15 protein-coding genes and 1 pseudogene are annotated in these 21762 nt (G+C 61.6%); 7 read left to right on the top strand and 9 right to left on the bottom strand.

The window, feature by feature from the left end:
• Positions 1–9 precede the first annotated feature (9 nt).
• The 6 genes from O2S87_RS07260 to glpA all read right to left on the bottom strand — a co-directional run bounded on the left by O2S87_RS07260 (position 10) and on the right by glpA (position 8739).
• A complete protein-coding gene (locus O2S87_RS07260) occupies positions 10–1374 on the bottom strand; it encodes a glycerate kinase type-2 family protein (RefSeq protein ID WP_475408133.1) in 1365 nt (454 codons plus the stop codon).
• Positions 1375–1436: 62 nt separating this feature from the next.
• Complete coding sequence (locus O2S87_RS07255) at positions 1437–2813, bottom strand: CRTAC1 family protein (RefSeq protein ID WP_475408132.1); 1377 nt, start codon at positions 2811–2813, stop codon at positions 1437–1439.
• A gap of 77 nt (positions 2814–2890) precedes the next feature.
• The gene (locus O2S87_RS07250) at positions 2891–4165 is read right to left on the bottom strand and encodes an FAD-dependent oxidoreductase (protein WP_475408131.1); all 1275 of its coding nucleotides are present in this window, start codon (positions 4163–4165) and stop codon (positions 2891–2893) included.
• Between the two features lie 229 nt (positions 4166–4394).
• Entirely contained in the window at positions 4395–5702 is a 1308-nt protein-coding gene (locus O2S87_RS07245) for an anaerobic glycerol-3-phosphate dehydrogenase subunit C (protein ID WP_475408130.1), read from the bottom strand.
• Positions 5699–6994: a glycerol-3-phosphate dehydrogenase subunit GlpB gene (gene glpB / locus O2S87_RS07240; protein ID WP_475408129.1), complete on the bottom strand. Its 1296-nt coding sequence runs from the start codon at positions 6992–6994 to the stop codon at positions 5699–5701. The genes O2S87_RS07245 and glpB overlap by 4 nt, the downstream gene beginning before the upstream one ends.
• A gap of 2 nt (positions 6995–6996) precedes the next feature.
• Positions 6997–8739: an anaerobic glycerol-3-phosphate dehydrogenase subunit GlpA gene (gene glpA, locus O2S87_RS07235; RefSeq protein ID WP_475408128.1), complete on the bottom strand. Its 1743-nt coding sequence runs from the start codon at positions 8737–8739 to the stop codon at positions 6997–6999.
• Between the two features lie 290 nt (positions 8740–9029).
• Between glpA and glpK the strand changes: the two genes are divergently transcribed.
• The 4 genes from glpK (at position 9030) to O2S87_RS07215 (ending at position 15951) form a co-directional block, all read left to right on the top strand.
• Positions 9030–10571, top strand: a complete 1542-nt coding sequence (gene glpK, locus O2S87_RS07230) for a glycerol kinase GlpK (RefSeq protein WP_475408160.1) — start codon at positions 9030–9032, stop codon at positions 10569–10571.
• 2 nt (positions 10572–10573) lie between these two features.
• Complete coding sequence (locus O2S87_RS07225; RefSeq protein WP_475408127.1) at positions 10574–11551, top strand: DUF7973 family transport facilitator; 978 nt, start codon at positions 10574–10576, stop codon at positions 11549–11551.
• Between the two features lie 159 nt (positions 11552–11710).
• The gene (locus tag O2S87_RS07220) at positions 11711–12889 is read left to right on the top strand and encodes a Cdc6/Cdc18 family protein (RefSeq protein WP_475408126.1); all 1179 of its coding nucleotides are present in this window, start codon (positions 11711–11713) and stop codon (positions 12887–12889) included.
• Positions 12890–13095: 206 nt separating this feature from the next.
• Positions 13096–15951 (top strand): extracellular solute-binding protein, encoded by a 2856-nt coding sequence (locus O2S87_RS07215; protein ID WP_475408125.1) that lies wholly within the window; start codon positions 13096–13098, stop codon positions 15949–15951.
• Positions 15952–15962: 11 nt separating this feature from the next.
• On the opposite strand, the pseudogene O2S87_RS07210 reads toward O2S87_RS07215, so the two are convergent.
• Positions 15963–17182 (bottom strand): annotated as a pseudogene (locus O2S87_RS07210) (RNA-guided endonuclease InsQ/TnpB family protein).
• Complete coding sequence (locus O2S87_RS07205; protein WP_475408124.1) at positions 17179–17304, bottom strand: hypothetical protein; 126 nt, start codon at positions 17302–17304, stop codon at positions 17179–17181. The pseudogene O2S87_RS07210 and the gene O2S87_RS07205 overlap by 4 nt, the downstream one beginning before the upstream one ends.
• 234 nt (positions 17305–17538) lie before the next feature.
• Here O2S87_RS07205 and O2S87_RS07200 point away from each other — a divergent pair, with 234 nt between their 5' ends.
• Positions 17539–17826, top strand: coding sequence for an HPr family phosphocarrier protein (locus tag O2S87_RS07200; protein ID WP_475408123.1), 288 nt, complete (start codon positions 17539–17541; stop codon positions 17824–17826).
• Between the two features lie 2 nt (positions 17827–17828).
• Positions 17829–19541 (top strand): phosphoenolpyruvate--protein phosphotransferase, encoded by a 1713-nt coding sequence (gene ptsP / locus O2S87_RS07195; protein WP_475408122.1) that lies wholly within the window; start codon positions 17829–17831, stop codon positions 19539–19541.
• Between the two features lie 93 nt (positions 19542–19634).
• Here the strand turns inward: ptsP and O2S87_RS07190 are convergent, their stop codons facing one another.
• Positions 19635–21026, bottom strand: coding sequence for a PAS domain S-box protein (locus O2S87_RS07190; protein WP_475408121.1), 1392 nt, complete (start codon positions 21024–21026; stop codon positions 19635–19637).
• A 325-nt stretch (positions 21027–21351) separates the two neighbouring features.
• Between O2S87_RS07190 and O2S87_RS07185 the strand changes: the two genes are divergently transcribed.
• Positions 21352–21738 carry a hypothetical protein gene (locus O2S87_RS07185; RefSeq protein ID WP_475408120.1) on the top strand — a complete coding sequence of 129 codons (387 nt, stop codon included), beginning with the start codon at positions 21352–21354 and terminating at the stop codon, positions 21736–21738.
• Positions 21739–21762 lie beyond the last annotated feature (24 nt).

Genomic DNA, 21762 nt, shown 5'->3' with positions numbered 1-21762 from the left:
TTAAGGTGTCTACTCGCCCCCGCCAGCCAATGAGAATCCTGGTACAACGACCACCCGCAGATCGTTGACGTTCGTCCCGGTCGACCCCGTCCGAATCAGCGCGGCTGCCGCATCGAGCGCCGCGTAGGCGTCGTTGTCGGCCAGTGCGGCTCGGCCCCAGTCGGTCGAGACGGTATCGCGATCCACGATCGCACCTGCCGCGTCGGTGACGCCGTCGATGCCGTCGGTGTCGACCGCGGCGATCACGACACCAGGTTCGTCGAGTTCGATGCCGCCAGCGAGAACGAACTCCTGATTCGGTCCGCCCCGACCCTTGCCGTGGACCGTGACGGTTGTCTCGCCGCCCGAGACGACGACTGCTGGCGGTTTGGCCGGTTCGCCGCTGGCCCGCATCTCCTCGGCGATTGCGACCTGTGCAAGGGCGGCCTCGCGTGCCTCGCCGCGAATCCGCGAGGAGAGGATCAGTGGGTCGAAGCCGGCCGCCGCTGCCTCGGCGGCCGCCGCACGAACGGCCACCATCCCATCGCCAAGCACCGTGACCGACACCCGCTCGAAGATCGGATCGCCGACACCGGGAGTCTCAGTTATCTCGCTGTCGACACCCTCCTGTAATCGCCGTTTGACTGCCTCCGGCAGGCGACAGCCGTAGCGGTCGACGACGGCCTGTGCGTCGGCAAACGTCGTCGTGTCGGCCACCAAGGGTCCGCTGGCGATCGTCCCCAGATCGTTGCCGACCACGTCGCTCACCACCAGCCCACAGACCCGGGCGGGAGCCGCCACGGCGGCCAGTTGGCCGCCCTTGATCGCCGACAGGTGTTTTCTCACTGCATTTATTTCGTCGATCGTCGCTCCCGATTCCAGTAACGACTCGGTGGTCGACTGGATATCGTCCAGCGAAATCCCATCAGCTGGGGCGGCCAGTAGGGCGCTGGCACCGCCAGTGATCACCCCGAGAAGCAGGGTTCGTTCGTCGGCTTCCGCAACCAGTTCAAGCAGTCGACGGGTGCTGTCGACGCCCTGCTGGCTCGGTACCGGATGGTCGCCCGCCAACACCTCGATTCGCTCGGTGTCGACCGCGCTATTGCTGTCGACCGGACGGTCGGTGACGATGACGCCGCCGGTCAGTCGGTCGCCGACAATTGCTTCCAGTTCGACCGCGATAGCGCCCGCCGCTTTCCCCCCACCGACGACGACGACGTCGTCGACCGCCTCAAGCGAATAGCGCTCATCACCGACGGTGAGCGTCGATCCCTCCAGTGCGACGGTCTCTCGGGTCAGGCGGGCGGGGTCGGCCGCCTCGATACCGGCCACCAGACAGTCGAGTGCGGTTGCGTGGGCCGGCGAGCGCTCTAGCGTCTCGCGGTCGTCGATCATGCCCGATCAGACGAACGGCTCACACAAAACAGTATGTTCGGCCCAGTGGCTGGGTGCTACGGCTACGTATCGGCGTTCGGATGTGCGAACCGGTGAACGGTGTCGACCGCCGGCCGATCGATCGTTCGCTCGCGGCCGTCGGGCCACCGAACGGTGAGCGTGTGTGGCTCCTGTCGACGGCTCGTCTCGCCACCAAGCCCGAAGTGGGCAACCGGTTCCGACTGGCAGAGGTAGCTGCTTCCGGCGTCGATGACGCGTCGCTGGGTGGCGTGGTCGGTTTCGAGCCTGACCAGTGCGCCGCGGGCCGGCGCGCCGTACTGGGTCGTCGGCTCGACCCGAAGCCAGTGGTTGTCGGTCGTCGTGCTGTAGAGTGACAGCGGCTGAGGCGCACGCTCGCCGTGGACGACGAGCAGTTCGAGCCGCCCGTCACCATCGACGTCGACCACGACCCCACCCGTGCCGAGGCCGTCGGGTTCGAGCGCATCGCCGACCCCGACCGGCTCCCAACCCGCCTCTCGCTGGGCGAAAAAACGGTTCGGGCCGTCGAGTACGTTTATAAGCAGTTCCTGTCGACCGTCGTTGTCGAAATCCGCTGCTAGCAGGGTTCGGGCCCGAATGGGCTCGGCGAACGTGGGCGGTGCGACGTCGACGAACTCGTCGCCATCCCGCTGATAGATCCGATTAGGCCCCTTCCAGCCGACCACTGCGAGGGCGAACTCCTCGCCCGTGTCGATTACGGTCGCGCCGCGGGCGTCTGAGTCGGTGCCTCTCACGCCCACCTCGCCTGCGACGTCGACGAAGTGGCCGTCGTCGTTGCGGAACAGCCGGTTCGGCCCGTCGTCGACGCCGACGAAGACGTCCATGGCGTCCGAACAGATCGGCGCGGCGACCAGCGAGCGACCCCCACAGACGCAGTCGAGGCCGACCGCCTCGGCCATTTCGGTGATCTCGCTGTCGTCGCCGAGTTCGTAGTAGCGCATCGACCGTCCGTAGCTGGCGACGATCATCCCGTAGCGTCCAGTTCCCAGCCGGTCGACCGCCGCCACCGACCGCCCAGCGTACATGTTGCCACGACCTTCGTTGATCGCGTCGCCGAAGGCGTCGCACCAGACGATTCGACCTTGGTGTGTGATGCGGTTCAACAACAGATCAGAGTTGTCGGTTCGGCCATCGTAGGCGTCGGTGTTGTGAACGTAGAGCTCTTCTCGGCCGTCAGCGTCGAGATCGGCCGCCGCGACGCCGATCGCCTGTCGACTCGAATCCGCGACGATCCCACACGAGCGGTCGACGAGCCGGCCGTTCTCCCAGCGAAACAGCCGATTGGCACCGTCGTGGCCCGTGACGAACACGAGCGGCCCCCGCCTGCTTGGTGTGACCGCCGCACCGTATCCCTTGAACGCCGAGTTGTCGGCGAAGCGGTCGGTGCGGTCGACAAACATACGCTGCGTTGGGCTGTGGGATATAAGAGTTCGCTGTGTGTTTGGCTGAGTGGTTCCGCAGCGAGTACTCTCGGCGATTAGTCGTCGGTCGCGTCGACCTGCCCGCTACGGTCGATCACCACGTCCTCGTCGGCCGGCTGGCGAGCACTATATTTCGCAACGAACTCGTCGAGTTGGTTCGGATCGTCGACCCCCGGCAGTGTCTCGGTGGCCGTGATCGACTCGCCGCCGACACCCAGCACGTCGTCGACGTGGTCGGCGACCGCTTCGGCCATCAGCCGGTAGGTCGTGAGCTTGCCGCCGACCACGCTGGCGAAGTTCTCGACGCCGTCTCGTTCGTGGTCGAGCAAAAAGAAGCCGCGCGAGATACCCCGCTCGTCTCCTTTGCCCGAGTCTTTGCTCCCGCGGCCCGTCTCGTCGGGCGCGTACAGCGGCCGGACGCCCCAGTAGGTTCGGGCGACCGATCGACCGTCGAGTGCGGGCATCATCGCCGCACACTCGTCGAACATCTTGTCGACCTCCCACTGTTCTTCGTCGTAGTCGTCAGGATCGTCGACCGCCACGCTCGTCGTCCCGAGAACGACCTGGCTCTCGTGGGGAATAATGATGTCGCCGTCGTCGGGGAGCCGACACCGGTTGATGACGGGGACGAGCCCCTCGTAGTCGACGCCGACCATCACGCCTTTCGTGGGTTTCATCTCGACGTCGACGCCAGCCATTGCCGCACACTCGCCTGCCCACGCGCCGGTGGCGTTGACGACGTACTCGGCTTCGATCGTCTCGTTGACCTCGCCGCCGACCTCGACACTGGTGATCGCGCCGTCGCTGACCGTAATTGCCTGTACTGGGGCGTGGGTGAGCACGGTCGCGCCATGTTCTTCGGCGCTGGCAGCGTTGGCCGCCACCAGCCGCGACGGGTAGATCACCCCGTCAGGAACGACCAGCGCCCGCTCGACGTTCTCGCTGAGTTCGGGGACGCGCTCGCGAGCTTCGTCGCCATCGATGACCTCGGCCGGAATGCCGTGTTCCTCGCAGCCCGCCAGTTTGGCCTCGAAGTAGTCGGGGTTGTCCTCGCTCAGTTGGACGAAGATACCGCCGGTATCGCCGATACAGTGGCCAGCGATCTCGCGGATGATTCGGTTCTCCTCGATACATTCGGCCGCGCCTTCGGGGTCGGATTCGGCGTAGCGTGCACCGCTGTGGAGCAGGCCGTGCGAGCGACCCGTCGTTCCGCCACCCAGTCCGTCGCGTTCGACGAGCGTGACGTCGACGCCGCGAGCAGCCAGGTCGCGTGCGGTTCCGACACCGGTTCCACCGCCGCCAATAACGAGTACGGCTGTTTGGTGAGTCATAGTTGGAGCTCGGCTGTTCGATACCGACGCTGTTGGCGTCGTGAACAGTCCAGAGCAGTACGAAACTGTACGGTCCGTATACTGATAAGCCCAATTCTTTTCGTGGTGAATACTTGCCGGATAAATCAACTGCTGGTCGACACAGCGTCGACTCGAAGGCGGTGGCGATATAGCGTCGACTCGTAAGGGAGTGTCGACCGAACGAGAACGCGGGGACAGGAAACGGGGATTAGTTGGCGACGGCTTCTTCGAGCAGTTCGAGCGGGTGGCGGATCTCGTAGCCTGTCCCGTGGTTCATCTGCATCGCACAGGTCGGACACTCGGTCATTCCTACGTCTCCCTCGGCGTGTTCCATGTGATCGAACATTTCGGCACCGATCTTCATCGAGGTCTCGTACTTCTCGGATTTCCAGCCGTAGGTTCCCGAGATGCCCGAACAGGACTCGCCGACGTCCTCGATCTCCGCTCCATCGAGCTCGCGGAACAGTTCGACCGCCTGGCGGTCGAGCCCCTGATTCCGCGCGTGACACGGCGCGTGGTAGGCGAACGCCTGTGGGTCGACCTCGCTTTCGCGGATCGCACCGTGGAGGTCCTCGTGGATGCGGAGGAACTCCATGGCTTCGTAGGTGTGCTCGGAGAGGTCTTCGATCCCTTCGATATCGAACAGTTCGGGGTACTCCTGACGGAGTGCCATCGAACACGAGGTACACGACGCGATCACGTCGGCACCGTTTTCGATTGCCTTGCCGAGTTCGCGGACGTTGACCTCGGCCTCGCGGCGGGCGTCTTTCAGCATCCCGTTGGCGAACATCGGTGTGCCGGAACACTGCTGTTTGGGCACCAACACCTCGTAGCCGAACGATTCGAAGACGCGGACCATCGCCTTGCCGACCTCCGGGGTGTTGTAGTTCGAGTAACAGCCGTGGAAGTAGGCCACCTGTTTGTCGGGGTTGGTGACTTTCGAACCACCGCGTTTCTTGAACCACTGGCGGAACGTCTCGGTGGCGAACTCGGGCATGTCCCGCTCGGTTGGCAGCCCCATAATCTTCGCACCGATGGTGCTGGTGATACTCATGCCCATAAAGAAGTTGGCCAGTCGTGGCACCTTGCTTCCGACCGAGGCCAGCGATCGGTAGTTCGCCAGCATTCGGTTGCGGAGGTACTCTCGCGAGAGCTTGTTCATGTGCTCTTCGATGTACTCGCCGCGTGCGGTGTTGTGCATCTGGCCGAGCGGGACCGACGACGGACAGGCGTCGTCACACCGCATACAGTTCGAACACGACATGATCGAGTCGTCGATATCTGTATCACCGCCGCGTTTGAGCCGCCACTGCTCGGGGCCCTGGAACTTGGGGCCGGGGAACGACTCGTCGACCTCGGCGACCGGGCACGACGTGTCGCAGCTCGTGCATTTATAACAGTTGTCTGCGCCGGGCCGGAGGTCCATGTCCTCGCTCGATGGGAAGATGTCGACCGGCTCGAACTCGTCTATCTGTGTTGTCGGATCGAAATCGCTGGCTTGTTCTGCGTCACTCATTGGTGTACCTCGTGTTTCGCTGCTTGCTCTCCTGCGTGCTCGCCCGCGACGACCGCCGTCGCCAGCGAGACGCCGCTCTGTGATTTCTCGGCGATCGTATCAGCCCCACCGACAACGCCACCGGCGGCCCGGAGATTCGAGAACTCGGGGCTGCGGTCGGCGTCGAGCGGGCGCATCGTCTCGTCGACCCGAACGCCGAAGTGGGCGAACGGCTGGTCACCGAAGGCTTGCTCGTCGAACCACTCGTAGCGGTCCTCGGGATGGGGGATGTGACAGCCGAAGATCGGTTCGGTGACTCCCGTTTCCCGTCCCGAATCGATTCCCTTACCCACCAGTCCACCGGTCGCCAGGATGAACTCCTTAGCGAAGTAGGGGACTTCTCGGCCCTTGCTGTCGACGGTCACCGACTGGATCTCGCCGTTTTCGGCCTCGAAGCCAACCACGGGGTTACCGGCCGAGATGCGGACGCCCGCCTCGTCGACGGCTTCTTTAAGTATATCTGCGAGCCGAATGCCGGGATAGCTCGGTGGCCCCATCGGGATCTCGAAGACGTCGACGTCGAGTTCTCGTTCGAGGTCGTTCCGCACCTCGGCGGTGTGGTCGTCGCCTAAGAAGGCCGGAAAGCCGACCCGCTCGGCGTCGCCGACGTGTGGTTTGACTTCCTCGACGAGGGCCTCGCGTGCGCCCATGGTTCGGCCCTCGTACTCAACGCTTTCGTTGAGATCGAGCCGTTTGGCAAAGCGCGTCACTCGCGAGTCGTGCTTGTAGGTTCCCGGCAGCGAGCATTCGACGCCGTCGACGTCGAACGGGACGCCTGAGGACGCCAGGTGGTCAGCAAGCATTCCGCCGTTGTACTCGGTCATGCCTTCGAAGCCGACGATGAGCATCGGGCGGTCGTCGCTGGCGATCCCGGCCACGGCGGCCGCGGGATACCGAGCGGTCGGTTTGACCGTCCCGCCGAATGTTGGAATCAGTGCGTTGGAGTCGGTGTGGCTGCCCTGGTAGCTGTCGCCGACGATCTCGTCGAACCGATCGAGTCCGTCGCGGATCGCCGTCTCGCCAGCGATCGTGTACGGATGTTCGTCCGGAAGCTCGTCGAGTGCCGAAAACGGATCGGCGATCGGGTCGTCACCGGTGTAGCCAAGAACATCAATAAGGCCGCTGGCGTGGCGGAGGGTGCTCTTTTTGTAGGTGACGAGTCGGACCGACGCGCCGGTTTCGGCGGCCTCGATCGCCGCAACCGAGCCAGCGAGCCCGCCGCCGATCACGATCACGTCTTCTCGGATCGCCACGGCTACTCAGCCCCCCGTCGACCGCCATCGGTCGCGGCAGTCCCTGTCGTGCCACCGGCGGCACCGGCACTCGATCCGCTATCGAACGCCGCGAAGTCGACTACTGAATCCGTGGTCGCGGCGTCCTTGTCGCGGTTCATCGTCGTCGCGTGCAGCGAGTATTTGAGCGCGGCCTGCGAGAGCTGAGTGCCCCACAGCGCGTGGCGCTCGCCCTTCCAGCGCTCCTGGTAGAGCTCGTCCCACGCGTCGTAGGCGATCGGCTCGTCGTACTCGCCGTACAGCTCGGCGGCCATCCGGTGACAACAGAAGGCTCCCTGACAGTTGCCCATCGAGCCACGGGTTCGAAGACGGACCGCGTTGAGATCCGAGCCTGCACCCTCGATTCCGTCTTGAATCTCCGCGCGCGTGACCGCTTCGCACTCGCAGACCGTCGGGTTCGGCCCGTCGACGCTGAGCACCTCGTCAGTACGGGAGCCGAGTCGCTGGGCGCTCCGCCGACCGATCGGTGAGCGGATGCCGAACTGGTCCATGTAGTCCCGGAGCACCGTGAAATCCTCACTACCGGGCAGCGGCACGTCGGCGGTCTCACACTCGGCGTCGATTTCGAACTTCTCGCAGACGTGGTCGGAAATCTCTTCGGCCATCAGTCGGTAGGTCGTGAACTTTCCGCCGACAATGGACGTCATCCCTTTGACGTTGTCACGCTCCTCGTGGTCGAGCAGGAAGTACCGCCGGGTGATGTCCGTCGAGTCGCTCGTGCCGGTATCCGGCGGCTCATACAGCGGTCGAACGCCCCAGAAGGAGCGAATCGTCCGGGCCCCCTTGAGAATCGGTACCAGCTCCGAGAGGGTGTCGATCATCAGGTCGACCTCCCATTGCTCTTCGGGGTAGTCTTCGGGATCGTCGACTTCGACGTCTGTGGTCCCCAAAATCGCGGTTGTCTCGTGTGGGACGACGATGTCGGCGTCGCCTTTCGGTTTACACCGGTTGATGACGGTGTCGACCTGTCGGGTGTTCATGATCGTCATGACGCCTTTGCCGGGGCGGACGGCGATCTCCTGTTCGAGGCCGGCCATCTCGCCGATGCGTCCGGCCCACGCGCCGGTGGCGTTGACGACGTAGTCGGCGTGTATCTTCTCGCGCGTGCCCGGTTCACGGTGGACGCGTTTGCCCGGCCCGTTTTCGTGTTCGACCTCGACGCCGACGACCTCGCCCTCGTCTTTGAGGATGTCGACAACTGGTGCGTGTGTCTCGATGCGCGCGCCGTGTTGCTCGGCGCTGGCGGCGTTGGCGACACAGAGCCGGAAGGGATCGACCGCCCCGTCGGGTACCTTGATCGCCTTGTCGATATCTTTGGCGAGATACGGCTCGATTTCGCGGGCCTCTTCGGCCGACAACACCTCGGCTGGAATGTTGCACTCCTTGCAGCCCTCCAGTTTCTTCTGGAAGTACTCCTCGGTGTCTTCGGGTCGCTTGACGAACAGCCCACCGGTCATCTCGACACAGTGGCTGGCGATATCCCGCAGAATTCGGTTTTCGTCGATACACTCTTCGGCAGCAATCTGATCAGAGACAGCATACCGACCACCGCTGTGTAAGAGCCCGTGCATCCGTCCCGTTGTCCCGTGGGTTAGGTTCCCCTGTTCGACGAGCGTCACGTCGACCCCGCGCATAGCGAGGTCACGCGCGATCCCGCACCCCGTGGAACCGCCCCCAATAACGACAATGTGTGGCTTGTTACTCATCCGTTCAGTTGGATTTTGCACTATAGTAACTTTACTTTACCCCTACTCGGCTCGTAGCTGTAACTGGGTCTTGTTGATGTATTTGTATGAGTTAATTGTAACGACAGACTGCCTGAGACGTCCATAATCGGCACATTCGCAACTAACGTGCATATATGTTATGGACAATTATGGGTAGGAGAGGAAGATTTATCATGTTATTCCATAGTGTTTACCTGTGGTCCGGGAACCGTCCGTAAAGAACGGTTTCCAGGCCAGGGGGATCGACCCCCAAGGAGTGTGGTGAACATATAATGTCAGAAACATACGTTGGTTCCATCGATCAAGGGACTACAGGAACGCGATTCATGGTCTTCGACCATGGTGGCAATGTCGTAGCGAACGCTTATGAGAAACACGAGCAGATCTATCCGGAGCCAGGTTGGGTCGAACACGACCCGATGGAGATCTGGGAGAACACGAAGTCGGTCATCAACAAAGCGCTGGACAAAGCCAGCCTTGACGCTGAACAGCTCGAAGCGATCGGCGTCACCAACCAGCGAGAGACCACGATCGTGTGGGACGCCGAGACCGGCAAACCGATTCACAACGCACTGGTCTGGCAGGACCGCCGAACCACCGACCGTGTCGAAGAGGTCCAGGAGATGGACGGCAAGGTCGAAGAGATCCGCGAGAAAACGGGTCTCGAATGCGACGCGTACTTCTCGGCGACCAAAACCGAGTGGATTCTCGATAACGCCGATCCGATCAAGCTCCAGCGCTCGCGACCACAGGACGTCCGCGACCGCGCCAAAGACGGCGAGCTCCTGATGGGAACGATCGACACGTGGGTGATCTACAACCTCACCGGTAACCACATCACCGACGTCTCGAACGCCTCGCGGACGATGCTGTACAACATCCGCGAACTCGAGTGGGACGACGAACTCCTCGATCTGTTCAACGTGCCAAAGGCCATGGTGCCCGAAGTCCGACCGTCGTCGGACGATGACACCTACGGTTCGACCGACCCCGACGGCTTCCTCGGTGCAGAAGTGCCTGTCGCAGGCGCGCTCGGTGACCAGCAGGCCGCCCTGTTCGGCCAGACCTGTTTCGACGCAGGTGACGCCAAGAACACGTACGGTACCGGTTCGTTCATGCTGATGAACACCGGTAACGAAGCCGTTCCATCCGACCACGGTCTGCTCACGACGATCGGTTTCCAGCGCTCGGGCGAACCAGTGCAGTACGCACTCGAAGGTTCGATCTTCATCACTGGCGCAGCCATCGAGTGGCTCGAAGACATGACGCTCATCAACGACGCCGCCGAGTCCGAAAGCCTCGCCCGCAGCGTCGACTCGACCGACGGCGTCTTCGTCGTGCCGGCGTTCGCCGGTCTCGGTGCGCCGCACTGGGATCAGCGCGCCCGCGGTACCATCGTCGGGATGACGCGCGGAACCCGGCGCGAGCACATCGTTCGCGCAACGCTCGAATCGATCGCCTACCAGACGAAGGACGTCGCCGAGGCGATGGTCGAAGACGCGGATATCGACCTGGCAAGCCTCCGTGTCGACGGTGGCGCAGTCAAGAACAACTTCCTCTGTCAGCTCCAGGCTAACATCATCGGCACGGAGATCGTTCGCCCGGTCGTCGACGAGACCACCGCGCTGGGATCGGCCTACGCCGCTGGGCTCGCCGTCGGCTACTGGGACACGGTCGACGAACTGCGTGACAACTGGCAGATCGACCGCAGCTTCCAGGTCGACGAGAGCGCCAACATCAAGGTCCAGTACGGTCGCTGGAAGGAAGCCGTCGAGCGCTCGGCTGACTGGGCACGTGACGGGGGCGAGTAACGATGGTACTCGGTACACAGCTCGGTGACCCGACGTTCTGGATCGCCGCCTTCGCGGGCGGTGCGTTCGGAGCAGCGATCGGTGCACTGCCGGCGTTCATCTTCACTGGTTTCATGGTTATCGCCGGTGAAGCCCTCGGACTGGCTGGCGAGGAGGTCGTCGACAGTGGCAGTTCGATCACGGGACTCCTCGGTTTCGGTCCGGTCTTCGGCCCACACATCAGCTTCGCGGCCGGTGCAGCCGCCGCCGCGTATGCTGCCAAACAGGGCTATATGGATGACGGGAAAAACATCCTCTGGGCCGCCGGAACCAACCACGTCGACGTACTTGTCGTCGGTGGTGTCTTCGGTTTGATTGGCCTGATCGGTACGAACCTGCTCGACTTCATCGCGTTCCCCACTGACAATATCGCCGTGATGGTGTTCGTCTCCGCACTGCTCCACCGTGTCGTCTTCGGCTACAGCGTCATCGGTGAAGTCACCGGGAGCGGTCTGTTCGACGTCAGTCCGTGGGAGCGCGGTGAGGACGAAGCACCAGGTATCTGGCTCGGACACCAATACAAATGGGGTAACGTCGCCTTCCTCGGTCTCATTGGCGGTATCCTCGGTGCCTTCATCTACCAGTCGACCCAAAGCACCACGCTCAGCTTCGGTATCAGCGCGGCCAGCCTGCTGTTCCTGCATACTGGCACCGACGTCCCGGTCACTCACCACATCACCCTTCCGGGGTCGGTGGGTGCGCTGGGTGCAGCCGCCGCAGGCTACAGTCCGGCGCTCGTGCTTATCATCGGTGGGCTCTTCGGCGTCTTCGGCGCAACGATGGGTGAGATCTGTAACCGTGTGTTCTACATGCACGGCGAGACCCACGTTGACCCGCCGGCGTTCGGTATCATGATGTCGGGTCTGCTTTCGGCAGTCCTGACCGCAGCCGGTGTGCTCGGTGGCACGTTCTGGGCGGACATCGCGACGTTCCTCGGATAAGCCACCAGTCGTCCAACCACTCCTTGCTCGCCGGACTGGTGAGTTCGGAGCCGTCGACACTCGTCACTCGGTGACGATTGTGACGTCGATTTTCACGTTTTCAACCCACCGACACAGTCAGTACTACCCACCCAATCGTCTCCACAAGCCACTCCACGCATGAATCTCGAAGAGCGCGTTGCCCGCAGACAGCGGATCGACCACGACCCACGGCTGGTGATCGAATCTGACGCGTTGAATCCCATCGCCCATCCGACCGAGCCGACCGGCCGCGGGCTCGAACTCGAGCAGTTGCTCGATGCGGTCGACCCGGTTTTCGACGGCCAGCTGCCTGAAGACTGCTACGTCTGGGGGCCCAAAGGCACCGGCAAATCCGCGATCGTCCGTGCACTGTTCGTCCAACTTGACCGGCTCGTCGGTCAGTCCGACCGCCGTATTTATACCACAACCCGTGCGCAGCCAACCTCGAACATCACGTTCGTCTACGTCGACTGTCGAACGGTTACCACCGGGTTCGCCCTCGTTCATACGGTCCTCGACAGCCTTTCGAGCGAGTCGGTCCCCAAACAGGGAGTTGGTGCGGACACTATCAGAACTCGGTTGGCTGATCGGCTTGACGCTGCTGATCAACTGGTCGTCGTTGCGGTCGACCACGTCGAAGAGCCAGAGTCGCTTGCGATCCGGACCGTCTTCGACCAGTTCGAACCGTTCGACTCCTGTGTTTCGACCGTCATCTGCGGCCGCCAGCCGCTCGCGGAGCTCTCGACCGACATGTTGACCAACGCCCAAACGGTTGCGTTCGAACCCTACCGGCAACACACGTTGATCGAGATACTGACCAGTCGCCAGACCGATGGCCTGCTTCGGGCGGCGGTTACGCACGAACAGCTCCGCCAACTGGCGGTGTGGGCCGACGGCGATGCCCACGACGCCTTGGCGGCGCTGTTCGGTGCTGGACTCGTTGCCGACGGCCATGGCCACGACCGGATCGAGTCGACCGATCTCGACGCTGGTATGCAGATGGTCCCCCAACCCTGTGTTCCGCTCGGCCGCGTGCTTTCGCTCCCCGAAACCCGACAGCAGGTACTGTGTCGGCTGATCGATCTGTCCGACGCCAAACGAAATTCGGTCGGATCCGCGGCCGATGCAATCGCCGATGGCCGCGTCGACCTCTCGCGAGCAACGATCGAACGAGTGCTCTACGAGCTCGCGGAGGCCGAAATCATCCGTCGGCTCAAAGCTGATGTCGACACACAGATCGGCCGACCGCCCTCACGTCTCGAGCTCCAGTTTCCCACGCTCGTGTTCCAACACCTCTCGTCCGTCTGCAACACGTAGCACACCGCTCGTCCGTCTGCAACACGTAGTACACCGCTCGTCCGTCTGCAACACGTAGCACACCGCTCGTCACTACGTCTGTTCGTGGAACACTGGCTCACAGCTCACTGATCCTATTACTGTGCAACAACGTCTCACAAACACGTTCTCAGACACGATAATTTGGAACACAAGCTTATTTAAACACTGGTGTAACACCGATTAACATGAATGTTCAACTGAGTGTCAGCCGCGCCACAGCCGTCGACGGCAAGGCGTCGGACCGTTTGACGTGTGGTGTGATCGTTTGTGGGATCGTCGCAATCTGTGCCGGAGCCACCTTTCTAATGGATGTCTCGGTCGGTGGTGAGCTCGTTGTCGGCTTTTTCGGGTTGTTTTCGAACCCCTGGCGAACCGGTTCCGATGAGGAGTCGGACGACACGTCGAACTCGACTTCGAACGACGGCGAGCCGCTGGCGTCCGACAAGTCTTCCCCTGCGGTAGCTCCACTCGACCAATCCGACGAGGCTCCGAAACCAAACGCGGGGTCCGGCGTGACGGACTCGTCAGCCGACACGGAGCCATCAGTAGCACCGACATCCTCGGTCGACGAGGATACGTCCGTGACTGTGGAGCGATCGACCGAGTCGACCGCCTCGGCCAGCACGCCGGTTTCGACCGCTTCCGACGGCGGCAAGCCGGTCTCGGAGTACTCCGAGACTGCGGGCGACGATGCGGTCGACTCGGCAACCGGGACCGATTGGGAGGCGCTGTCGTCGGAGCTGTCTTCGGCCATGGAGCGGTGTGCCGACGGGGATCTGACTGTCCGCTTGGACGCTGACACCGACGACCAAACGGCTGCTGAGGTGGCCCACTCGTTCAACAGGATGCTCGACGAGTTCGAGGACACGATCCAGACCGTAGACGAGTTCGGTGACCAAGTCGACGGGGCGACCGAACGCGTCACGGGCCGTGTCGACGAGGTAAAATCCGCGAGCAAGGAGGTCAGTCGGTCGGTGTCAGGAATCTCAGAAGACACGATCAACCAACACGAGATGATCGACGATCTGTCCGACGAGATCCGCTCGCTGTCGGCGGCCACCCAAGAGGTCGCTTCTTCGGCCAACGAGGTGGCTGCGGCCTCCGAGACGGCCGCCCAGCGCGGTGAAAAGGGCCGTGAGTTGGCGGCTAACGCGCTGTCCGAGCTCGACGAGATCGATACACGGACCAATCGGACGCTCGAAGCCACCGAGCAGCTCGACGAGCTGATCGGCGAGATCGAAGAGATCGCCGAGTTCATCGGCGACGTCGCCAGCCAGACCAACATTCTGGCACTTAACGCCTCGATCGAGGCTGCCCGTGCTGGCGAGGCTGGCGAAGGCTTTGCAGTCGTCGCAAACGAGGTCAAGAGTCTCGCCGAGGACGCCGAGGAGGCTGCTGGCGACATCGAAAGCTCGGTGGCAACCGTCCGCGAGCAGGCCGATACTACGGTCGACGAGATGCAAGAAACCCGCGAACGGATCGATGCCGGTGTCGACACCATCGAGGGTGCGGTCGAGACGTTCCGCGATATCGCCGACGATGTCGAAGAAACCAACGTCGGGGTCCAAGAGATCAGCCAGGCAACAGACAGTCAGGCAACCTCGCTTCAGGAGGCTGCGGCCATGATCGACGATGTCGGCGAGATCTCCGATGAGACCGCCGAGCGATCCGAAATCGCGGCGTCGGCAGCCCAACAACAGACGACCGCGCTCGCCGAAGTCTCGACATCCGTGACCACACTCGACGAGCGGATGGCGACGCTCGACAAACTCATCAACTCCTTCGAGCGCCGTGGAACGCGCTCGCGAACAACGGTAGACGAAACCGTCACCTCCATCGAGTTCTGGCACGCGATGGGTGGTGAAAAGGGGCTGTTGCTCGAACGGCTTATTCGCGAGTTCGAACAGCAGACCGAGGGTATTCAGATCGACGCCCGCTCGAAAGGCAGCTACCGTGGCACGTTCGAATCGGTTCTGACCGCCGCCGAGAAGGGCAACGCCCCAACGCTGGCCCAGATCTACGAGATCGGTACCGCCCGCGCGGTCGACAGCGGGGCGTTCGCCACTGTCGAGAGCATCCTGCCCAACTCCGTCTCGTTGCACAGCTACCTCGATCCCGTGTTGAACTACTACCGAACAAACGGTCGGCTCAACTCGATGCCGTTCAACTCCTCGGTGCCCGTGCTCTGTTTCAACGTCGACGCGTTCAAACGCGCTGGTCTTGATCCGAACAACCCACCGAAAACGCTGGCGGAAGTCAGCGACACTGCCCAGCAGTTGGTCGACAAAGGCATTACCTCCCATGGTATTACGTTTGCAAACTACTCGTGGTTTATCGAAGAGTGGTTTGCAACCGCTGGCCAGGAGATCGTCAACAGGGACAACGGCCGCGCCGGAACGCCCAACGAGGCCCACTTCGACAGCGATTCGGCCGAAGAGATCTACAGCTGGTGGACGGACCTCGACAATGAGGGGCTCTACCACAATCCCGGCATGGAAGCACGCGGGAAGGCCCAAACGGCGTTCCACGACGGCACCGCACCGATGCTCATCGCTTCGTCCTCGTCGCTGGGCGGGATTACCGGCGATGCCTCGTTCGAGGTCGGTATCAGTAGCTTCCCGACGCCCGGTGTGGGCCAGGGGTTGGTCGTCGGCGGCGCCTCGCTGTGGGTCTCTGAATCGGCAACAAGCGCGGAGAAAGACGCTGCCGGTGAGTTCCTCGCGTGGCTCACCCAACCCGAACAGCAGGCCCACTGGCACCGTGAGACAGGGTATCTACCGATCCACGAGGGTGGGATCGATCAGCTCGAACACGACGGCTGGTTCCGGCAGAACCCCGGTCACAAGGTCGCGATCGACCAACTGTTGTCGAGTAAAGACACCCCGGCGACCAACGGGGCACGGATCGGCCCGTTCAGCACGGTCCGGACGCTCGTCGGCGAGGCTTACCCCGACATCCGTGACGGCGAGCTGTCGGTCGAACTCGAACGACTCAGCGATCGGGTCGAACGCCAGCTCGATTCCTACTCACGCACCCAGTGAACTACCCCACCCTACTCACCAGCTGACGCTGGTTCGTTAAGGGTGGGGCTTCCTGTTTCCACGACGCACTTTGCAGATACGGGTGTATCCACAGTGAGCGCAGTCTCCACAGGCGTTCCTTCGGAGTGTCCCACTTTTAGCTGGCTCAGACCGCGAGAAAGGATGTTAATCGCCGCGTTCGCGTCTCTGTCCATCTCAAACCCACAAGCTGGACAGGAGTGTTCCCGTACCCAGAGCGGCTTGTCCGTCTTCTCGCCACAGGACGCGCACTCTTTTGTCGTATCTGTGGGATTGACCGCCACGAAATACGTTCCTTCCCGCTCACACTTGTATTCGAGCATCCGCTTGAATGCCCCCCACGCCGCCGACGCTTGGTTGCGTGAGTTACCGGGGAGTTCGATCAACCCTTTCGCATCCAAGTCCTCGACTGCCACCAGATCGTACTCGGTGGCGTAGTAGTTTGACAGTTTATGTAAGAAGTCTCGCCGCTTCCGTTTCAGGTCAGCGTGCCGCTGGGCGACGACTTTTCGCTGTTGCTCCCAGTTGTTTGAGCCGTGTTCCTTTCGAGAGAGATCACGCTGGGCGCGTTCCAATCGCTCACGTTCTGCCGACAGGTCAAGTGATTCTACGGCGGTTCCGTCCGTATCATGGGCGTATTTGAGTATCCCAACGTCGATGCCAACGCATCGTTCAGGGTTTGTTGGTTTCGCGGGTGGGTCGGCGGGAGTTTCGATGCCAAGGATAGCATACCACTTGCCAGTGGGTTCTTTTTGATGGTAACGGTCTTGATCTTGGCGTCGTCGGGGAGATCTCGGTGGAAGGTAAGCGGAATTTCTCCGAGTTTCGAGAGCCGCAGTCGCGTCCGACCGCTTGTGTTCTTGAGCTTGAAGCCGGATTGACTGTAGGTGAAACTGCGGTACTCGCTCGGTGCTTTCCAGTTGAGGGTGCCAACAGGGTGGCCGTTATTTTTGCGCCCGCGTAGCGTCGAGAGGTTGTCGTACAACCGCTGAACGACTTTTTGAAGCACTTTTGAGTGAACTTGGTTCAGGTCGTCCCACCACTTCTTGAGAGTCGGCAAGAGCTTCTGTTCGCTGTATGCCGAGGTATCATCGTTTCGGTTGAACCGGTAGAAAAAGTGGTTGTAGACCTGCCTACAGGTATCGACAGTCCACGCTAACCGTTCTTCGAGCGCGTCGGAGGGGTGGAGTCGATACCTGTAGTTGTAGTTCATTGGGAGCGTTCTTGGATGAGTTCGTCGAGTTTCTCTTGGACAAATGAGGACAGACTCAGGTGATTCTCCTGAATCCACTCCTCTTGATCGTCGCGGATTGAAATTGTCTTGCGCGTTGCCACACCATAACTTATGCAAAAAACACAGTAAACAGTTGCGATTGCGTGGGCCTGTGGGTCGGGTGTCGAACGTATATGAGAACTGTGCGGTGCTGTATCCTCTCCCTACTCGCTCCCGCTGGTCGCTCCTTGAGGAAGGGGCCTTAGCACCTCGAATCACCTAATCCTGGCGGGCCTGTGGGTTGTCGGTTCGGGCCCGTTCAGTAATATAAAGGCCGTCGGCGTTCAACCGGTTGTATGGAACGCACACTGACTGTCGTCCCACGTGATGGAATCCACGCTCGTCCTGCAGCAACGTTCGTCGAAACCGCAAGCAGCTTCGATGCAACCGTTACTGTCGAAGCGGTCGACGGCAACCGACCAGCAGTATCGGCTGACAGTATGCTCGGTGTTACCGGGCTGGGTGTCCGCGGTGGCGACGATGTCCGGCTCGTCGCTGAGGGCCCCGACGCCGAGGCCGTGCTCGACGCGCTGGAATCCATTCTGTCGACGCCCGAAAACGAGCTCGCCGATGGTGGATCCTGATCATGGCAGAACGCCGATTCGAGGGGATCGGAGCGACACCGTCGATCGGCGTTGGCACGGCCACGTGGTACCGACCGACGGACGTTAGCGACCTCGGCGAACCACCGGCGGCCGAGTCGGTCGACCCGGCGGCCGAACGCGAGCGGTTCGACGAGGCCCGCGACGAGGCCACAGCCGAGTTGGAGGCCGAACGCGAGTCGACGCGCGAGCGCGTGGGCGAGGATGAAGCGGCGGTGTTCAACGCCCACCTCCAGTTCCTTACAGACCCCCAGATCGACGACGGCGTCCAGGACGGTCTCGACGAGGGGCTTCCGGCTCCTCACGCCGTCAAGGGGGCCTTTGCGGGACCCATCGAGCAGTTTTCGGCGATGGAGGGGATGATGGCCGAGCGTGCCGACGACCTACGGGACGTTCGGGACCGCCTGCTGCGGCCGCTGACGGGGACCGAGCGCATCGATCTCGGCTCGCTACCCGAGGGGTCGGTCGTCCTCGCCGAACTGCTGACGCCCAGCGACACCGCCCAGCTCGATCCCGAGGCGATCACGGGGATCGCGACGATCAAGGGCGGCCGCACCGCCCACGCTGCGATCATCGCCCGCTCGCTGGGCATCCCGGCGGTCGTCGGTGTCGGCGAGGGCCTCAACGAGATCGAAGACGGGACCGAGGTGGTCGTCGACGGCGAGGAAGGCGTCGTCATCGCCGAGCCGAGCGATGAGAGCCGGACCCGGGCCGCGGAGTCGACCCGGACCCCGGTCGTCGAGGAGTCGGTTTCGACCGCAGACGGCCGCGAGATCGAGGTCGCCGCTAACCTTGGGACGCCGGTCGAAGCCGAGCCCGCGGTCGACCGCGGGGCCGACGGCGTCGGCCTCTTCCGAACCGAGTTCCTCTTTCAGGACCGCGCGGCCGCACCCGACGAGGACGAGCAGTACGAGGCCTACCACGAGGTCTGTGAGACCTTTTCCGAGGGCGTCGACGGAGACGAGGGCCCCCGGATCGTCGTCCGCACGCTCGATGTCGGCGGCGACAAACCCATCGACTATCTGGATCTCGACCCCGAGGAAAACGGCTTTCTCGGCGCGCGTGGCATCCGGCTGTCGCTGGAGGAGCACGCCGACCTCTTCGAGGCTCAACTCCGCGCGCTGCTGCGCGTGGCGGCCACCGTCGCTGGAGCCGGACTCGCAGTCATGTTCCCGCTGGTCTCGACCGTCGAGGAACTGGAGGCCGCCCTCGACCGCGTCGACGCGGTCGCGGCTGATCTCGACGACGAAGGCGCGGAGTACGCGATTCCCGAACTCGGCGTGATGGTCGAGACCCCGGCGTCGACCTACTTGGCGGATGCGTTCGCCGAGCGGGTCGACTTTCTGTCTATTGGGACCAATGACCTCACCCAGTACATCCAGAGCGCCCAGCGCGATCTCGATCGGATGACCGACTATCAGGACCCCTTGGCTCCTGCGGTGCTCCGGGCGGTCGACCGAACGGTCCGGGCGGGCCACGACGGCGGCGCGTGGGTCGGCATGTGCGGTGAGATGGCGGGCGATCCTGACCTGACGGAACTATTAATTGGATTGGGGCTCGACGAACTCAGCATGAGCGCGGTCACGATTCCCGACGTAAAATCGAGGATTCGGGAGGTCGACACCGAGACGGCCGAGGAGTTGGCTGACTCGGTGTTAGCGGCCGAGACGCTTGCCGAGGTTCTGGAATTGTTGTAGGTTGGTCAACTAATCAATATTTGAACTAGTCTTATTGTCCTCTTCATATGTTTCTTCATATGTTAATACAATACTGCGTGCGCGTATTGAGCACTACGCAAGATCGACATCAGTGAACTCGAACCGAGCTCCACCGTCCGTCCCATCAACAACTGCAACCTGCCAACCGTGGGCCTCAGCGATCCGGTTGACGATTGTCAGCCCGAACCCGGTCCCGCCGCTTGTCGAAGTATGGCCCGGCTCGAACACTGTCTCACGGGCGTCTTCAGGAATCCCCGGGCCGGTATCTTCGACGTAAAATCCGTGGTCGTTGAGCTGTCCGACCCGGATTGTCACGGCTGGCCCGCCGTGTTCGAGTGCGTTCCGAAAGAGGTTCTCAAAGACGTGCTTCAGTCGACCCCGGTCACCGGCGATCGTGATCTCGTCTTCGATCTCGATGATTGCCTCATCCGTGCTGACGTTTTTCCAGCATTCACCAACTATATTGACTAGTTGTATCGGTTCGGGGTCCGAAACGACCTGCCCCTGTCTGGCAAGTGTGAGCGTATCGGCGACGATTTCTTCCATCCGGTCAAGTGACCTGACAACGGGGGCAAGATGCTCACTGTCGCAGTCAGTAGCGAGCAGTTCTGCTCGGCCCCGTGCGATGTTGAGTGGATTCCGCAGGTCGTGGGACACCACGCTTGCGAACTCGTCGAGCTGTTCTTTCTGGCTCTGGAGGTGTCGTTCCCGCTTGATCCGTTCGGTAATGTTCCGTGTGATTCCGATAATCTGGGTCACCTCCCCGTTCGGAATAACTGGTGTGAGAACGGTCTGCCAAAACCGTGCGCCCGGTTCGACGGGGAGTTCTTCCTCATACGAAATCGGTTCCCGAGCGTCGACACACCGGCGGTAGTTTGCGTCGAGGTCGGCTCCGATGTCTTCACCGAACACCTCCGTCGGGGTTTTTCGCCGGACTTCGTCGGTCGTAATCCCTGTCTGTTCCTCATAGGCACGATTCAGGCGTTCGAACTGGAACACGTACTGCGTCCGCTCTGCGTCGACCGTAAGGAAGAAAATACTATCTCCGACGGTCTGCAGCAGTGTTTTGTACTCTTCGGCAAACGCCTGAAACTGTAGGGCTTGGTGTTTTCGCCGGGAGATGTCACGGCTATTGACGAGGATGCCGTTTATATCTGAATCGGTGAGTCGATTTTGGAGTGTTGCCTCAATCCAACACCACGACCCATCGGTGTGCCGAAACCGTGTCTCGATTATTTCAATCTCATCAGGGTTCGTGCGGATGTTCTCGATAGCTTCGGCTACGACATCACGGTCGTCGGGGTGTTGGTACTCGTAGCCGACTTCGCCGACCAACTCCTCGGGTTCGTATCCGAGCGTCCGCGTGACCGAGGGGCTCACGTACGTAATCGCCCCGTCCACATCGATGATCGTCGCAATGTCCGAGGCTTCTTCGATTAGTTTTCGGTGCAACTCGCTTTCCATGTGATATCTACGACCGCTCAATAAATAACATCTCGTAAGCTAGGAATGCGCGTCTGTGAGATACACCGTTCACGTAGCGTATCGAGTCAGGTAACGGTCTTGGTTGACAAACCGATCAAACATCGATATGTGAGTATTCGAACATATTCTTTTTTGCATAAATCAATATCAGAAGAAGACGATGTTCACATATGTATGCTACATTGAGAGAGTCCACACAGAATTTGGAGACGATTAGTTGTACCCACAACCGTATATTCCAACACTGGAGCACCGCAACAACAGGAACTTACATTGAGGCCACGTATTAATCGATAGTACTGATATGCGAGAGTTCGTTTTTGACCTCGTTTACGAGGAGACCACGGGGCCACTACAGCAGTTGTTTACTGATACTACGGGGGTGTCTTCAAGGGGGATCAGTGGCAGTATCGACGCCGAGGAGTTCTGGCGGTTCGAACTGTTCGAGGGACCGAAAGACGCCCTAGGCGAACTTGCAAACGCCGGGCAACGGGAACTACTCGCTGTCGAGCAAATCACCCCGGCTAGTTGTGAAGGAACGGTTCACAGAGAGGTGCTGAAACGGACTGATTCGGGGCGTGAGTTGTACTACCTAATACAAGGAGAGAGTCCCGGCGTTCACGCCGGGCGTGAATCCGACAAAACACTGCACAAACCACGCTCAACGCTTAATCCAGGGTATCCCCTTTGACTTTCCGTTCGCCTTCAGGGGGTA

This window comes from Halohasta sp. A2, from assembly GCF_056175805.1.
Note: the sequence above shows the minus strand (reverse complement) of the source record. Positions and strands in the feature narration are given on the sequence as shown.

Excerpts from the sequence above, each read along its gene's own strand:
- ptsP (WP_475408122.1), top strand. The coding sequence starts at position 17,829 with ATGGCAGAACGCCGATTCGAGGGGATCGGAGCGACACCGTCGATCGGC.
- O2S87_RS07220 (WP_475408126.1), top strand. The coding sequence starts at position 11,711 with ATGAATCTCGAAGAGCGCGTTGCCCGCAGACAGCGGATCGACCACGAC.
- O2S87_RS07215 (WP_475408125.1), top strand. The coding sequence starts at position 13,096 with ATGAATGTTCAACTGAGTGTCAGCCGCGCCACAGCCGTCGACGGCAAG.
- O2S87_RS07190 (WP_475408121.1), bottom strand. The coding sequence starts at position 21,026 with ATGGAAAGCGAGTTGCACCGAAAACTAATCGAAGAAGCCTCGGACATT.
- O2S87_RS07255 (WP_475408132.1), bottom strand. The coding sequence starts at position 2,813 with ATGTTTGTCGACCGCACCGACCGCTTCGCCGACAACTCGGCGTTCAAG.
- O2S87_RS07225 (WP_475408127.1), top strand. The coding sequence starts at position 10,574 with ATGGTACTCGGTACACAGCTCGGTGACCCGACGTTCTGGATCGCCGCC.
- O2S87_RS07245 (WP_475408130.1), bottom strand. The coding sequence starts at position 5,702 with ATGAGTGACGCAGAACAAGCCAGCGATTTCGATCCGACAACACAGATA.
- O2S87_RS07200 (WP_475408123.1), top strand. The coding sequence starts at position 17,539 with ATGGAACGCACACTGACTGTCGTCCCACGTGATGGAATCCACGCTCGT.
- O2S87_RS07260 (WP_475408133.1), bottom strand. The coding sequence starts at position 1,374 with ATGATCGACGACCGCGAGACGCTAGAGCGCTCGCCGGCCCACGCAACC.
- glpA (WP_475408128.1), bottom strand. The coding sequence starts at position 8,739 with ATGAGTAACAAGCCACACATTGTCGTTATTGGGGGCGGTTCCACGGGG.
- O2S87_RS07185 (WP_475408120.1), top strand. The coding sequence starts at position 21,352 with ATGCGAGAGTTCGTTTTTGACCTCGTTTACGAGGAGACCACGGGGCCA.
- O2S87_RS07250 (WP_475408131.1), bottom strand. The coding sequence starts at position 4,165 with ATGACTCACCAAACAGCCGTACTCGTTATTGGCGGCGGTGGAACCGGT.